Source organism: Flammeovirgaceae bacterium, assembly GCA_015180985.1.
GTDB lineage: Bacteria > Bacteroidota > Bacteroidia > Cytophagales > Cyclobacteriaceae > UBA2336.
In genome coordinates this window covers 1,566,671-1,580,892 of the sequence record CP054185.1, presented here as the reverse complement: position 1 = coordinate 1,580,892, position 14,222 = coordinate 1,566,671, and the positions used below count along the sequence as shown (strand labels likewise).

The following is a 14,222-nucleotide window of genomic DNA, read 5'->3' as shown; positions in this document are numbered from 1 at the left end:
TCTATGAAAATAGCATCGTTTAGGTCGGACAATAAAAGTCCATGGTCGATAGTCCATAGCAGACTGGCGTCTATCGACCATCGACTAAAAAACTATGGACTTTTTATTCTGTGCTGCTTACTCAGTGTAACAGCTTTCACTCAGACCATCAACCGCGCTGAGTATTTTATTGATACCGATCCGGGCCACAGCAACGGAACACCCGTTACGGTTTCTGCACCGGCCACCAATGTATCTTTTTCATTCACTGTGCCCACCACATCGCTGAGTCAGGGCTTTCACCGGCTTGGTTTCCGCATCCGGCAAAACAACGGCACGTGGAGCCATGCGAGCATCACCACATTTTATATTCTTACTCCACCTGTAACTGCCTCCAATCTTGTAGCCGGAGAATATTTCTTTGACAATGATCCCGGGTTTGGCAACGGCACGGCCATAGCGTTTACACCCGGCAGCTCTGTTAACCTGGCGCTTCCAATCAGCATAAGCGCACTATCTCCCGGCTTTCACCGCATAGTATTCCGCTTCCGCGATAACCGCGGCCGCTGGACGCACGGTGAAGCCCGAACGTTTTATGTTGTTCCACCTGTAACATCTGACGCGGCCACCAGCATAACCCGTGTTGAATATTTCTTCAATACCGACCTGGGAGCGGGCAACAACACGCCACTTACCATCACTCCGGGCAGTCCGCAGAACAACTCATTTGCCATCAATCTTCCGCCATCACTCACACCCGGTTTTCACAAAATCGGTTTCCGCTACCGCGATAACAAAGGGAGATGGAGCCATGCCGAAATACGCACGTTTTATATCATGAATACCGCTGCATTACCCAACCGGCAGATCGTAGCAGCGCAGTATTTTATAGATGATGAACATGGCACCGGCACGGGTACGCCCATTCCCGGCATTGTGCCGGGTGCAACCCTTGACCAGTTGGTGGCGCTCGACATGACCGGTGTTCCCACCGGCAATCACCTGCTCAGCATACGCGTTAAAGATTCGGAAGGAGTATGGAGCCTGCTTTTGTCTGCACCCTTTACCGTATCGCCCTGCGTGCCACCGCCTTCGCCTACAGCTCCGGGAGTGAGCCGCTGCGGGCCAGGCACTGTAACGTTAATCGCTACCGGTGCAACTGGCACACAACAATACCGCTGGTATGACGATCCGATTCTTAATAACCTGGTGCATACCGGCCCCACATTTGAAACGCCTTCACTCAGCGTTACAAAAAATTATTACGTCAGCATCTTTGACCCCGATACAAATTGCGAGAGTTCGCGTGTAGCGGTAACGGCAACGGTGGTTATCATTCCCACACCCGCCATCAATCCTTCCGGCTCAATCAGTTTTTGTGAAGGCAGTTTCATTTTCCTTTCTGCACCGGCAGGTTTTGCGCAATACATCTGGACAAAAGATGGCGCCCCGCTTACCGCTGCCACGCAGCAAATTCTGGCCAACCAGTCGGGTAGCTATACGGTGCAGGTAGGTGACGGCACCTGCGTAAGCGATCCTTCGGATGCGGTAAGTCTTACGGTAATACCCGCTCCTCCCAAACCCACCATCACCATCACCGGTAACACAGTAATCTGCGGCAGCGGCTCGGTTGAACTGACCGGTCCGGCAAACTTTGAATACACATGGTCCAATGGCGGCACCACGCAAAGCATTACGGTAAATGCTACCGGTGTGTATTTTCTGATTGTTAAAGCACCTGGGGCCAACTGTCCCAGCCTGCCGTCTGATCCGGTGGTGGTAACGGTGCTCACTCCACCCTGTGGTGGTGGCAATCCAACCAACCAGCCTCCGGCAATCAGCACCACACCGCTGGCTTCGCAGATTGAGGGGCGTGTACAGGTTGACCTGACGCAAATGATAAGCGACCCGGACAACAACCTGAATTTTTCCACCCTGCGCGTGATCAACAACGAAACTTCACGCGGTATTGCGGCATTTGTTGATGCATCCTACAATCTGATTATTGATTATTCGGGTAATCCGTTTACCGGTATTGACCGCATTACGCTGGAAGTTTGTGATCTCGATGGGTTGTGCGTGCAACAGATTATTGACATCGAGGTAGTGGGTGAAATTGTGGTGTATAACGGCTTAACGCCTGACGGTGACGGGTATAATGACTTTATGCTGATAAAATACATTGGCGTGGTAGAAGGTTCTGAAAACAACCGCGTGCGAATCTTTAACCGGTGGGGACAAACCGTTTTTGAAACCGAAAACTACGATAACCTCACCCGCGTGTTTACCGGTGTATCGTCCGATGGTAAAGAGTTGCCGGCCGGCACATACTTCTACAAGGTTGATCTTACCAATGGCAAATCCTATAACGGGTACCTTACCCTAAAACGCTGAACCGATGAAAAAACTTTTTACACTTCTGTTTGCCGGATGTTGTACAATGAGTTATGCACAACAGGACCCGTTGTATTCACAATACCTTACTACTCCGCTACTAATCAATCCGGCCTACTCCGGCTTCTCACACAACCTTACCGGGTCGGTAGCCTACCGCAAGCAGTGGGCAGGCTTTGACGGCAGCCCGGAAACATTTAACGCTGCCGGGCATATTGCTTTGGCCGATAACCGCATGGGTGTTGGGCTGATTATGCTGCAGGATAAAATCGGTTCGGACAATACCACCGAAATGCAACTCACCTACGGCTACCATGTGCCTCTTAAGAATACCATGCGTCTGTCGTTCGGATTGCAGGGTGGATTGGTAAACTACCGCACCGATTACAGCGGGCTTACCATTAACCCCGATGATCCGAAGTTCAGCAACCAAAGCGAGTTGCGGCCAACCATAGGCGCAGGCATAATGTTGAGCAATGAAAAATTGATGTTCAGTATGGCCATACCCAAAATGCTGAAGCGGTCAACCGATGCCGATTCGGTGGCTACCGGTTTGTATAACCAGAATTTTTATGCGCTGGGGGCATATGTATGGCAGATGACTTACCGCATCAAACTAAAGCCCTGGGTATTGTTACGTGGTGAAGCCAGCGCACCGCTCTCGTATGACGTGGGTGTGGCCATGACGGCCGACAACAGCTACACCCTGGCGCTGTTTACCCGCGACATGGGTACGCTGGGCTTCATGGCACAGATTGAACTGGGCGATAAGTTCCGACTGGGGTATGCGTTTGAACTACCAACCGGTCAATCGGTAGGCACGCGGTTCACCACACACGAATTTATGATTGCCGCCCGTGTGAAAGCACTTAAATTCCACGATGCCGGCACCATCAGGAATTTTTAATTTCAACGTACACCATCGAACCAGATGTCCATATCTCCGGTTGCCCGGGAGAACCCATGAATATTAACTGCCGCTCCACCGATAATCATGTATTCAACACGATGCTCGTTCAGCAGGTTTAAGAAGGAGAGCACATCACCCGTGAAAATCATGAATGCGCTTCAATGTGAAAATCCTAAAGTACGGTTTTTCTTTAGGTGGCCGGTTGGGCAACAACACATTAGATAAATGAATCAACTCCAACATGTAATGAAAGCGTTCGCCAGGTGTCATGGCAGCGCTTTGCTTTAGTTGCGCTGCTTTTTTTTCTTCCAATCTGATTAGTTCAATCCGTTTCATTTTTGAATAACCATACCAAATTTGAATAACCATACCAAAGGTACGGATTATGGATAAATGTAAAACCTGGTGAGTTGCAAAAACCATTCCATCGCAAAACGAAGCGGAACACCAAAAACCACTAAATACCGGTTCATCTTCAGGCTACAGAGAATCCCACAGGGTTTGTACAGCTTTGTTTATTCGCTTCACAAACCCCGGCCCCTCATATACAAAGCCGGTGTAGATCTGAATCAGGTTGGCACCGGCTTTTAGTTTTTCAAGGGCATCCTCCACCGACATAATTCCTCCCACGCCAATGATGGGATAATCCGGGCCGAGTTCCCTGCGCAAGTATTTTATTACTTCGGTGGATTTGCCGGTAAGCGGTTTGCCGCTCAACCCGCCTGCACCGATTTTTTCAACAGTTTTTTGATCAGTCGCCAATCCTTCGCGCGATGTGGTGGTGTTGGTGGCAATAACTCCGTCAGTTTTTGTTTCTTTCAAAATCTCAATCACATCATCCAGCTGTTCAACGGTTAAATCCGGGGCGATTTTCAGTAAAACGGGTTTCACCTTTTCTTTCGAACCTGCCAGCGCCTTCACATAGGCAAGCAACTTCCTCAAGGGCTCTTTTTCCTGTAGTTCACGGAGACCCGGTGTGTTAGGTGAACTTACGTTCACCACAAAATAATCCACATACGGATAGAGCGCTTCTATGCAATAGGCATAGTCATCCAATGCCTTTTCGTTGGGTGTAGTTTTGTTTTTCCCGATGTTCCCGCCAATAACAACCTGCGATTTTCGTTTCTTCAAACGTTCAACCGCTGCCAGCGCTCCTTCATTATTGAATCCCATCCGGTTAATTAATGCGCTATCGGCTGGCAGGCGAAACAGCCGGGGTTTTTCATTTCCCGGTTGCGGTTTCGGGGTTAATGTTCCAATCTCAATGAATCCAAATCCAAAACATGCCAGTTCATCAATCAGTCGGGCATCCTTATCGAAACCGGCTGCCAGGCCTACCGGATTATTAAACGTTAATCCGAAAACGGTTCGTTCAAGCCGGGATGAACGAATCCGGTATAACGCGGATAACAGATTCTTAAAACCGGGAATGTTTCCTATAAACCGAAGCACTTGAAAAACAAGGTGATGAACGCGCTCGGCATCAAACAAAAAAAGAATTGGCCGAATAAGAATGCGGTACATCATTTTTCCGATAGTTAGAAAATAATAGTTTTGTATTCAAACATTAACATATTAAGAAATGAAAAGACTATTCGGAGTATTGTTTATTATTGGCCTTATTGGTGCCGCTCAGGATGCTGCCGCACAGAAAATCGGGGTGTTTCTTGGTTATGGCACCGAAGTGGAAGAACTGGGCCTTGGGGTAAATGGGGAGTTCGCCATTAATGACAAAGTGGCTATTGCGCCAAGTTTCATTTACTGGTTTCCGGAGGATCCGGTAAGCTGGTGGGAGTTTAATGCTAACGCCATGTACTACTTTACCAAATCCGGTTCAGCCGATTTTTATGGACTCGCGGGGATTAACCTGTTTAGTGCAAAAGTTGAAGGTTTTGATGGCAACAGCGAAGTGGGGATTAACCTGGGTGTTGGCGCCAACTTTAATATCGGCAAAAACTGGGAGCCGTTTACTGAGCTTAAGTTTGTGCTGGGCGATGCCGACCAACTGGGGCTTTTCTTTGGAGCACGTTTTAAGCTTAGAAAGTAATCAATTCGTTACATCATAAAAGGCTGAGGAATCCTCAGCCTTTTTTCTTTTTAGACTTTTTATCGGTTTTTGTTTTATCGGGAAATTTCCGGAACGCATTTTTCACCGCATAATCCAGCAGGTTTCCGCCCCGGGTGCGCGAAATGTCCATCGTTCCTTCGGCTGACCATACGGTTGTTTTACGTGAGGTATCCACCAGGTTAAGGATAAGCGAACCCTGACGAAATTCGCGCGACCAGGTTTGCGATTGATCAACCATAGCTGGATTAGTGGCCGGTGCCTGCCCCAGCGGGCCGAGCCGCTGCACATCGGTGCGCATCATCGATTCAATTACGTATGTAGCGGTAAGCTCAGCGGCCGAATCCTGATACGTATATCCTTTTCGCTGCAATTCGCGGATGATGATTGGCTTTATCTCATTATACAGGCTATTCGCATCAATGGGCTGATCACCCCCCGAAACAACGGCTCCTTTTACTACAGTAAATGTCTGGTACTTTTTTAAATCAATGCCTTTTTCTACGGCAATCTCAAAATCCTGAGCAAAACCAAGTATACTCAGCATAACACCCAACGCAGTTGTAACTGTCTTTCTCATCGGATAACAACCAGTTGTTAAAAATACTAATAAAATCCTGGCAAATCAGCTTCACAGGTGAACAATTTGGTAATTACCTGCAGTAAGTGATTTAGTTGACGGCCTCGAGCGAGGCCAGGAAAACAAAAAGCCACGAACGCATCCGTGGCTTTAAGAGAATAGTTAACTAATGTTAGTGCATATTATAGCTTTACGGTAATGCCTATGCTTCCGGCTCCAACGCCCGAGCCTCCGCCAAACTCAAGGTTAATACCCAGTTTATCGTTGAAGAAGTAACGGCCACCAACCTGCAGATCCAACCCAATGCCGGAAGACTCAGCACCTGAAAACTCACTATCCGACCAAATATAATAGCCCAGTGTTGCACCGGCATACAGGTTCCACTTGTTCTCCAGGTTAAGTAGCTTGTTAAAGTGGTAGTTCCCGTTAAAACTCAGCACAATTAATGTCTGGCTGTAATCTGTTCCCAACGCCCGGTAGTTCCACTTGCGGTAGGATACCTTAGGACCAATAGTAACATCATCGTGTACACCGAAATCGGCACCCACATAAACCGGTATCCCCCAGTCTGAAAAGCCCAGCCCTGCATTTAACTGCTTGCCGCCCTTACCCGGTGGGGCCTGCGCAATGGATGTACTGACAAAAGCCATAATAGCCAGTGAAATAAAAATTAACTTTTTCATAAGTACGTATTGGTTAATTGTATTTGCCGTCAAAGTAAGCAGAAAATTATACAACTATAAAACCCGGCAACCATATCTGCCGGGCCGTTATTTACGCGGATGAAATTCCGTAATTACCTGACGCAGGTAATCCCTATCCAAGTGTGTATAGATTTCAGTGGTAGTGATTGATTCGTGACCCAGCATTTCCTGCACGGCCCGCAGATCGGCACCGCCTTCAATTAAATGCGTGGCAAATGAATGACGAAACGTATGCGGACTTATGTTTTTTTTCAGGCCAATGGCGCTTGCCAGGTTTTTAATAACGGTAAACACCATCACGCGGGTTAGTTTTTTTCCGTGGCGATTCAGAAAAACAAACGATTCGCTTCCTTTTTGAGGTGTTTTGTGCGGATACTTCCCCCTGATTTCTTCTATATAGATTTTCAAATACTTCTGTGCATCACGGCCCATCGGTACGAGTCGCTCTTTATTGCCTTTACCGATTACCCGCAGAAAGCCTATATCGAAATACAGGTTGCTCATTTGCAGATTTACCAGTTCAGATACCCGCAAGCCCGAACCATACAGCACTTCCAGCATAGCCCGGTTTCTTCCGCCTTCAGGTTTAGAAAGGTCTATTGCGTCAACCAACTTTTCAATTTCAGGATAGCTGAGTGTGTCCGGCAGTTTGCGGCCAATTTTTGGACCTTCAATTAATTCAGTGGGATCGGCTGTAATCCGTTCTTCAAACAACAGGTATTTATAAAATGCCTTGATTCCTGAAAGTATCCGGGCCTGGCTGTAGGCACTCATCCCCAAGTCATTTACATATTTTAAAAATTCTTTAATGTGCTTTGTTTTAAGCGCAGGCGGAGCGACTACTTCCTTTTTTAGTTCTAAAAACCGGGCCAGTAACTCAATATCATGCGTGTAGGCCTCAATGGAGTTTTGGGAAAGCGAGCGCTCCAGCTTCAGGTAATGTGCAAACTGCTTAGTATAACTCTCCCAGGTCATTTCCAATATTTTCAAACAAAAATAGAAGGGTATTTAGATAATCGGTCAATAGCGTGCTATTTTAGCAATTGTGAAATCCTCCCGCATCATTAACAACCTAACGCGCATCGGTATTGGGCTTGGTATGGTGTTTCCGCTGGGCTCTTTGGTTATTGATCTTTGGGCAAAGGACCTCACCATTTCACTCAAAAACCTGGCGAGCCTGTATTCACTAAACCCGCTTCATTGGATTATTCTTTCAGCACCAATTGTATTAGGAGGCTCATTCTATTACCTGGCCAAGCGCATTGCCAACCGCGAAAATTACCTGCTCAACATTGCCGCTAAAGAAAAGGAGCAAATGCAACTGATCTCCTCTTATATTACTGAACTTGGCAACGGCAACCTTACCACCAGCCTTCCGGATCACTTCGAAAACAAACCACTGCTTGAAGCACTCCACACCTTCAGAGATAAGCTACTTGCCGATCGAGAGCAATCGGAAAAACGGCAGTGGGTAAATGAAGGCCTTGCCAAATTTGGCGAAATACTAAGGGCACACGAAAACCTGGATGAGCTTGGGTATGCCGTTGTGAAGAACCTTGTTGAGTATTGTAATCTCACGCAAGGCGGTATTTTTGTAGTGGGCGGAGAAGATGCTCCATACCTTGAACTGAAGGGCTGCTACGCCTACCAGCGAAAGAAATTTTTACAGAAGCGAATCGACCCCGGCCAGGGACTAATCGGGCAATGCTACCTGGAACGCGAAAAGATAGTGCTGTATAAAGTGCCAGACGATTATGTACACATCACATCCGGCCTTGGCGATGCCAACCCAACCTGCCTGATTTTACTTCCGTTAAAAACAGAAGACAGCATTGAAGGCGTAATTGAAATGGCCGGATTCAGGCGCTTTGAACCACACGAACTGGAGTTTCTTGAAAAAGTATGCGAAAGCACAGCCACGGTATTTAAAAATGTAAAAAATGCCGAACGCACCAAACGCCTGTTACAGGCCTCACAGGAGCAAGCCGAAATGATGCGGTCGCAGGAAGAAGAAATGCGGCAAAACATGGAAGAGCTTGCCGCCACACAGGAAGAAATGCAGCGAAAGGAACAGGAGTTCATCCGCCAGATTGAAACTTATAAAGCCCGCTTAGGTGAATAACATGAACATCCACATTATCAACGGACCAAACCTTAACCTGTTGGGAGTGCGCGAAGAAGCAATTTACGGCAGCCGGGATTTTGAGAATTATTTCGAAGAACTGAAAGAACAGTTCCCCGCACTCAGCCTTGCATATTTTCAGTCGAACGTGGAAGGCGAACTGATTAACAAATTGCACGAGGTAGGCTTTAAAGCCGATGGCATTGTACTGAATGCCGGGGCATACACACATACATCGGTAGCCCTTCACGATGCCATTGCGGCCATACAAACACCGGTAGTTGAAGTGCACATTTCGAATATTTACGCGCGCGAAGAGTTCAGGCATAAAAACCTGATTACCTCCAAATGCATCGGGTTGATTTCAGGTTTTGGCTTAACCGGCTATGAGATGGCCATCCGATACCTGGTCAATCGAAAATCCAAAATCTAAAATCTACAATCTAAAATCTACAATGGGCATGGTCTCCTTTTACCCCGGGCCTTCGCGGGTTTACCCTAAAGTTAAACGATACCTGCAGGATGCATACCGCAACAACATTGTCAGTATTAATCACCGCAGCGATGAATTTGTTGAAATTTCAAAAAGCACAATCCGGCTGCTTCACGAAAAACTGGCTGTGCCGGCCGACTACACTATTTACTTTGTTTCATCGGCAACCGAGTGTTGGGAGATTATTGCTCAATCATTAATTAAAGAACAAAGCATCCATTTGTTTAACGGGGCCTTCGGAAAAAAGTGGCACGCGTACACCAATCGTATAAAACCCGGGGCAATTGCCCGGCCCTTCCATCTCCAGGACCGTCTGAAACCTTCGGTTTACAACAAAGCCGATGTTATCTGTTTAACCCAAAATGAAACATCAAATGGAACCCAGGTTAATCGTAAAATTATCAGTCAAATCAGAAAAAAAAATCCGCACGCTTTGCTTGCCGTTGATGCCACTTCTTCGATGGCGGGCATCCAACTGGATATTGAGACAGCCGATGTTTGGTTCGCTTCTGTGCAAAAATGTTTTGGTCTGCCGGCCGGTCTGGGCTTAATGATATGCTCCCCGAAAGCCCTGGAACGTGCCGAAGAGGTGAATAACCGGCTGCATTACAACAGCTTGCTATACCTGCACGAAATGATGCAGCACTACCAAACTTCGTACACGCCTAATGTGCTGGGCATTTACCTGCTGATGCGCGTGTTGGAATCTGTGAGGCCGATTAATAAAGTAAGCAGCACCATAAAATCGCGGTATAAAAAGTGGGAAGCATTTTTTGATACGAAAAGTGACCAACTCAACTTTTTAGCACACAACAAAACTGTGCGTTCGCATACTGTGCTGGCCATTGAGGCTCCGGCCGCTAAAGTGCAGCAGGTAAAGGCGGCCGCAACAAATGCCGGCTTCCAGCTGGGTAATGGCTATGGTGAATGGAAAAACACAACTTTCCGAATTGCCAACTTCCCGGCCATCCAGCGTAAGGAAATTGCCCGGCTGATGGATTTTTTGTATGGGCATATTTAATCCTCTCTTTAAATGAAAAAATTTTTGCTCTTTAGTTTATGCGTGGGCCTTAGCTATATCAATCTTGCCCAGAAACAAATTGTTAACCAGTACAACGGCTGGTACATGTACTTTGGCAACCACCGGCTGACGGAGAAATTCAGCCTGCACACCGAATACCAATGGCGCAGGGCCGATTGGATTACCACCTGGCAGCAGTCGCTGTTACGACTGGGACTGGACTATCGGGTCACAAACAATGTGCTCGTTACACTGGGTTACGGCCATATTGTAACCTGGCCGTATGGCGAACAGCCCGTGCCGGCAAAATTTACCGAACACCGCATCTGGCAGAATTTTATCCTTACGCAACGCGAAGGACGATTCTATTTCAATCACAGGTTTCGCCCAGAACAACGGTGGCTTGAAGGCAACGTGTTTGGTGAAGAGGGTTGGGTATACCGCAACCGCATGCGGTACCGGTTCCTTATAAATTACCCACTTACCAAAAAAGAAATGGGAGCTAATACGCTTTTTGCCAGCGTTTATGATGAAATCTTTATCCAGTTCGGTCCTAATTTCGATCGGAACTATCTTGATCAAAACCGGTTGTACGGAGCGCTTGGATACCAATTCTCAGCCAAAGGCAACGTGCAACTGGGGTACATGCAGCAATTTATTGTTAAAGCAGACGGCCTGAAGGCCGAACGGAACCACACGTTGCAGGTAAGCTTAACTTACAATGCCGACTTTCGAAAAAGTAGTAAATTAACACATTGAAATTTACTAATTTATCTTTTTATATGTACGTATAGCACATAACCTATGAAACTGCCTGTCTTAACTCTATTTATTTTAATTCCATTAGTAAGCATAAGCCAATTCTATTTTAGAACAACAGCAAACCTCAGTACTGTTTCTGATGCAGAATCAGGCCCACAATTAACTCACCCTAAATCGTTATGGGGAGCAAGCCTTGGGATTGGCGGTATTTTCAAGGCCAAAAAGCTTACGTTATTAACAGAAATGAATTTCACTCAAAAAGGATTTAAAATTCATGAAACACCTAATGGCTTTGGCTTTACTGTCGATGAAAAGTTACGGTTAAGGCTTAGCTACCTTGAATTTCCGATCTTAGCTAAACTTAATCTTGACAAAAAGAATAATCGCATTTACTTAGCTGCAGGTCCTTACCTGGCTTTTGCACTTGGTGGTAAATACGAATACTCATACTATGAGAATAATCAAGGAACAATTACCCAGATTAGCCATAATGGATTTTCTTTTGACTCGGATTTAGTAGGTTATGCAGGTGAAGATTATACCGTGAAGAAAAAAGCAGATTTTGGATTGCAGTTTGGCCTCGGGTATTCTGTACGCCCAAAAACTATTTTAGATCTCCGTTACGGTATAGGCCTTACAAAATTATCCCCCGATGATCCTTCAGAACCAAAAAACCGGTGCTTTCAAATTGGACTAGTTTTTCTAGGTCGATAATTATCAGGCTTTGACATTAGAATAATAGTTGATAAGCGGAAGTTTGTCATTCCCCAGTGTTATTTAGTTTTGCCAAATAAACCGTACCCCATGGCCAATTTCAAGGAAATCTTTTCCGTATCCCTTATCCTGTTTTCTGTAATTGATATCATTGGCTCCATTCCGTTTATCATCATCATTAAACAGCGCGAGGGGCGCATCCATGCCGAAAAGGCCACCCTCATCTCGGCTGTGCTGATGGTTGGTTTTCTTTTTCTCGGCCAATCAATACTAAAACTGTTCGGTCTGGATGTTGCCTCGTTTGCCGTGGCCGGCTCTATCGTCATCTTTATTGTAGCGATGGAAATGATCCTGGGCCGCACCTTGATTAAAGATGATCCGGAGGCCAAAGGCTCCGGATCTATTGTTCCGCTGGCCTTTCCGCTAATTGCCGGAGCCGGCACGCTCACCACCATCCTGTCGCTGCGGGCCGTGTATGAGGAAGTAAATATCCTCATCGGTATTTTACTCAACCTCATCTTTGTTTACCTGGTGCTTCGCTCCTCTTCGTGGCTGGAGCGTAAACTCGGCAAATCGGTGTTTTCAGTTTTGCGCAGGGTGTTTGGGGTTATCCTGCTGGCCATCGCAGTAAAGATCTTTAAAGATAATGTCGGGTTCAGCATATGATCCGCATTTATACCGATGGCGCAGCACAGGGCAATCCGGGGCCAGGGGGTTATGGCACGATTCTAAAATTTAATGATCATGTTAAGGAACTAAGCCAGGGTTACCGGCTAACAACCAACAACCGCATGGAATTACTGGCTGTAATTGCCGGGCTGGAAGCCATCCGCAAAAAAGGCATACCCGTTACTGTTTATTCCGATTCCAAATATGTTGTTGAGGCAGTTAAGCAAGGATGGCTTTGGACATGGGAGAAAAAAAACTTTAAAAACAAGGCCAACCCCGATTTATGGAAACGGTTCATCCCGCTTTACCATACGTTTAAACCTAAATTCGTGTGGATAAAAGGGCACGCAGGGCATCCGGAAAATGAACGCTGCGATGAACTGGCCGTACAGGCTGCCCATGCCCCTAACCTGCTGGTGGATGAGGTCTATGAGAAAACCAACGGGCTATAGTGTGCGCTCCTGTTCCTTAAAACCTATTCCATATTCCTTCAGCTCCTTTAATATAGGCGTGTAAATCTCCGGCCGTATCGGAAGTTGAACACCCGTGGCTTTAATTTTACCTTCAATCAGCAATCGTGCAGCCATGCCCAACGGAAGCCCTACGGTTTTAGCCATGGCAGTGTTCACGGAATCTTCTCCGGTAACGACCAGCGAGGATTGAATTTCATGTTGCTTTCCGCCTGTTTCGTAAACAAAGCGGTGCCACATCACAATCATATCTTTATCAGCTGCATTCAGCTTCCATTTCTTATTCAATATATGCTCGGTGATTTGCGCAGGTGTTCCTTCGGTTAACCCAATCTTTTCGTCCGAAAAAAATCCCGACCAGGACAACCGTTTTATTTCATCGCCATCCGGATGAAGGCCGAAGTGTTCCACCAGCCGTTGCTGGACCGGGCCCGAACCGTCAACCAGAAATGCTTCAATAAAATCGGCATGCGTCATGCCGGCAGCATGTTTCATCGTGTAGGTGTCATCACAGCAACCTAATTGAACCAGTATATCCCAGGCCTTGCAAAACCCTTTGTAGCGCAACGTGCCACGCAACATGGTTTTTATTTCATCTAATCCATAAGCATTAATATAGGTTAACGAATTCCGGTTGGCATACCCTTCAAACTGGCCATACCCAGGCACCATAATGGCTGTGGTTCGTTTAAATAGCTGATGGTATGGTATGTACTTATGAATTCCGTTGTGTAAATACTTTGCTGTTCCCTGGCCGGCCATCACCACGTTACGGGGGTTCCAGGTAAACTTATAGCGCCAGGGATTTTCCGGATCAGTATCCGGTGCAACCAGGCCTCCGGTAAACGATTCGAACGACTTGAGCTTGCCTCCCGTTTGTTTAATACGATGGATAATCTCCATGGCACTCATGTGATCAATGCCCGGATCCAGACCGCACTCATTTAAAAATAAAAGTCCTTTTTGTGTGGCTGCATCATGCAGGTTTTGCATCTCCTCAGAAACATAGCTGGCGGTAAGCAGATGTTTGGCGTGGGTTAAACAATGGCGGGCTACTGTTGGATGCAACTGAGGCGGCAACAGCGATATAACCACATCGGCTGTACGGATGGCTTCGGCACTTTGCCGGTCATCGGTAATATTAAAGGCGATGGCCCTGCCTGCTTCAACATCGCGTACCTTCTCGCATGCCAGTTCGTACGAAAGGTCACCCACAACAACACGGTTGTTACTCTTCCGGGCAAACTCAAGCAGGTAGGCAATCAATGCCGATGACGAGCGGCCGGCACCCAAAACCAAAATCGTTTTCATATCGGCAAAGTAATTCAATTGCCTGCCC

General features: G+C 46.8%; 17 protein-coding genes. 10 read left to right on the top strand and 7 right to left on the bottom strand.

Annotated elements, in window-relative coordinates:
- Positions 1–3 precede the first annotated feature (3 nt).
- On the top strand, positions 4–2,373 hold the full coding sequence (locus tag HRU69_07520; protein ID QOI97347.1) for a gliding motility-associated C-terminal domain-containing protein: 2,370 nt from the start codon (positions 4–6) through the stop codon (positions 2,371–2,373).
- Between the two features lie 4 nt (positions 2,374–2,377).
- Entirely contained in the window at positions 2,378–3,280 is a 903-nt protein-coding gene (locus HRU69_07515; protein QOI97346.1) for a type IX secretion system membrane protein PorP/SprF, read from the top strand.
- A gap of 2 nt (positions 3,281–3,282) precedes the next feature.
- On the opposite strand, the gene HRU69_07510 is transcribed toward HRU69_07515, so the two are convergent.
- From HRU69_07510 to HRU69_07500, 3 genes are all read right to left on the bottom strand, one after another.
- The gene (locus tag HRU69_07510; GenBank protein QOI97345.1) at positions 3,283–3,432 is read right to left on the bottom strand and encodes a hypothetical protein; all 150 of its coding nucleotides are present in this window, start codon (positions 3,430–3,432) and stop codon (positions 3,283–3,285) included.
- Positions 3,416–3,652 carry a hypothetical protein gene (locus tag HRU69_07505; protein QOI97344.1) on the bottom strand — a complete coding sequence of 79 codons (237 nt, stop codon included), beginning with the start codon at positions 3,650–3,652 and terminating at the stop codon, positions 3,416–3,418. The genes HRU69_07510 and HRU69_07505 overlap by 17 nt, the downstream gene beginning before the upstream one ends.
- Positions 3,653–3,763: 111 nt before the next feature.
- On the bottom strand, positions 3,764–4,807 hold the full coding sequence (locus HRU69_07500) for a quinone-dependent dihydroorotate dehydrogenase (protein ID QOI98857.1): 1,044 nt from the start codon (positions 4,805–4,807) through the stop codon (positions 3,764–3,766).
- A 58-nt stretch (positions 4,808–4,865) separates the two neighbouring features.
- On the opposite strand from HRU69_07500, the gene HRU69_07495 reads away from it, so the two are divergent.
- Entirely contained in the window at positions 4,866–5,330 is a 465-nt protein-coding gene (locus HRU69_07495; GenBank protein ID QOI97343.1) for an outer membrane beta-barrel protein, read from the top strand.
- Positions 5,331–5,364: 34 nt separating this feature from the next.
- Here the strand turns inward: HRU69_07495 and HRU69_07490 are convergent, their stop codons facing one another.
- From HRU69_07490 to xerD, 3 genes are all read right to left on the bottom strand, one after another.
- A complete protein-coding gene (locus tag HRU69_07490; GenBank protein QOI97342.1) occupies positions 5,365–5,928 on the bottom strand; it encodes a DUF4136 domain-containing protein in 564 nt (187 codons plus the stop codon).
- A 182-nt stretch (positions 5,929–6,110) separates the two neighbouring features.
- The gene (locus HRU69_07485) at positions 6,111–6,611 is read right to left on the bottom strand and encodes a hypothetical protein (GenBank protein QOI97341.1); all 501 of its coding nucleotides are present in this window, start codon (positions 6,609–6,611) and stop codon (positions 6,111–6,113) included.
- A gap of 87 nt (positions 6,612–6,698) precedes the next feature.
- Entirely contained in the window at positions 6,699–7,607 is a 909-nt protein-coding gene (gene xerD / locus HRU69_07480; GenBank protein ID QOI97340.1) for a site-specific tyrosine recombinase XerD, read from the bottom strand.
- 70 nt (positions 7,608–7,677) lie between these two features.
- On the opposite strand from xerD, the gene HRU69_07475 reads away from it, so the two are divergent.
- The 7 genes from HRU69_07475 (at position 7,678) to rnhA (ending at position 12,865) form a co-directional block, all read left to right on the top strand.
- Positions 7,678–8,754: a GAF domain-containing protein gene (locus tag HRU69_07475; protein QOI97339.1), complete on the top strand. Its 1,077-nt coding sequence runs from the start codon at positions 7,678–7,680 to the stop codon at positions 8,752–8,754.
- Between the two features lies 1 nt (position 8,755).
- Positions 8,756–9,187, top strand: a complete 432-nt coding sequence (aroQ, locus tag HRU69_07470; GenBank protein QOI97338.1) for a type II 3-dehydroquinate dehydratase — start codon at positions 8,756–8,758, stop codon at positions 9,185–9,187.
- Between the two features lie 28 nt (positions 9,188–9,215).
- Positions 9,216–10,268, top strand: a complete 1,053-nt coding sequence (locus HRU69_07465; protein ID QOI97337.1) for an alanine--glyoxylate aminotransferase family protein — start codon at positions 9,216–9,218, stop codon at positions 10,266–10,268.
- A gap of 12 nt (positions 10,269–10,280) precedes the next feature.
- Entirely contained in the window at positions 10,281–11,027 is a 747-nt protein-coding gene (locus tag HRU69_07460) for a DUF2490 domain-containing protein (protein ID QOI97336.1), read from the top strand.
- Positions 11,028–11,072: 45 nt separating this feature from the next.
- Entirely contained in the window at positions 11,073–11,744 is a 672-nt protein-coding gene (locus HRU69_07455) for a PorT family protein (GenBank protein QOI97335.1), read from the top strand.
- 90 nt (positions 11,745–11,834) lie between these two features.
- On the top strand, positions 11,835–12,410 hold the full coding sequence (locus tag HRU69_07450; protein QOI97334.1) for a MarC family protein: 576 nt from the start codon (positions 11,835–11,837) through the stop codon (positions 12,408–12,410).
- Positions 12,407–12,865 (top strand): ribonuclease HI, encoded by a 459-nt coding sequence (rnhA, locus tag HRU69_07445; protein ID QOI97333.1) that lies wholly within the window; start codon positions 12,407–12,409, stop codon positions 12,863–12,865. The genes HRU69_07450 and rnhA overlap by 4 nt, the downstream gene beginning before the upstream one ends.
- Here rnhA and HRU69_07440 read toward each other — a convergent pair.
- Positions 12,860–14,194, bottom strand: coding sequence for a saccharopine dehydrogenase NADP-binding domain-containing protein (locus HRU69_07440; protein ID QOI97332.1), 1,335 nt, complete (start codon positions 14,192–14,194; stop codon positions 12,860–12,862). The two genes, rnhA and HRU69_07440, sit on opposite strands and share 6 nt — an antisense overlap.
- Positions 14,195–14,222: the final 28 nt, after the last annotated feature.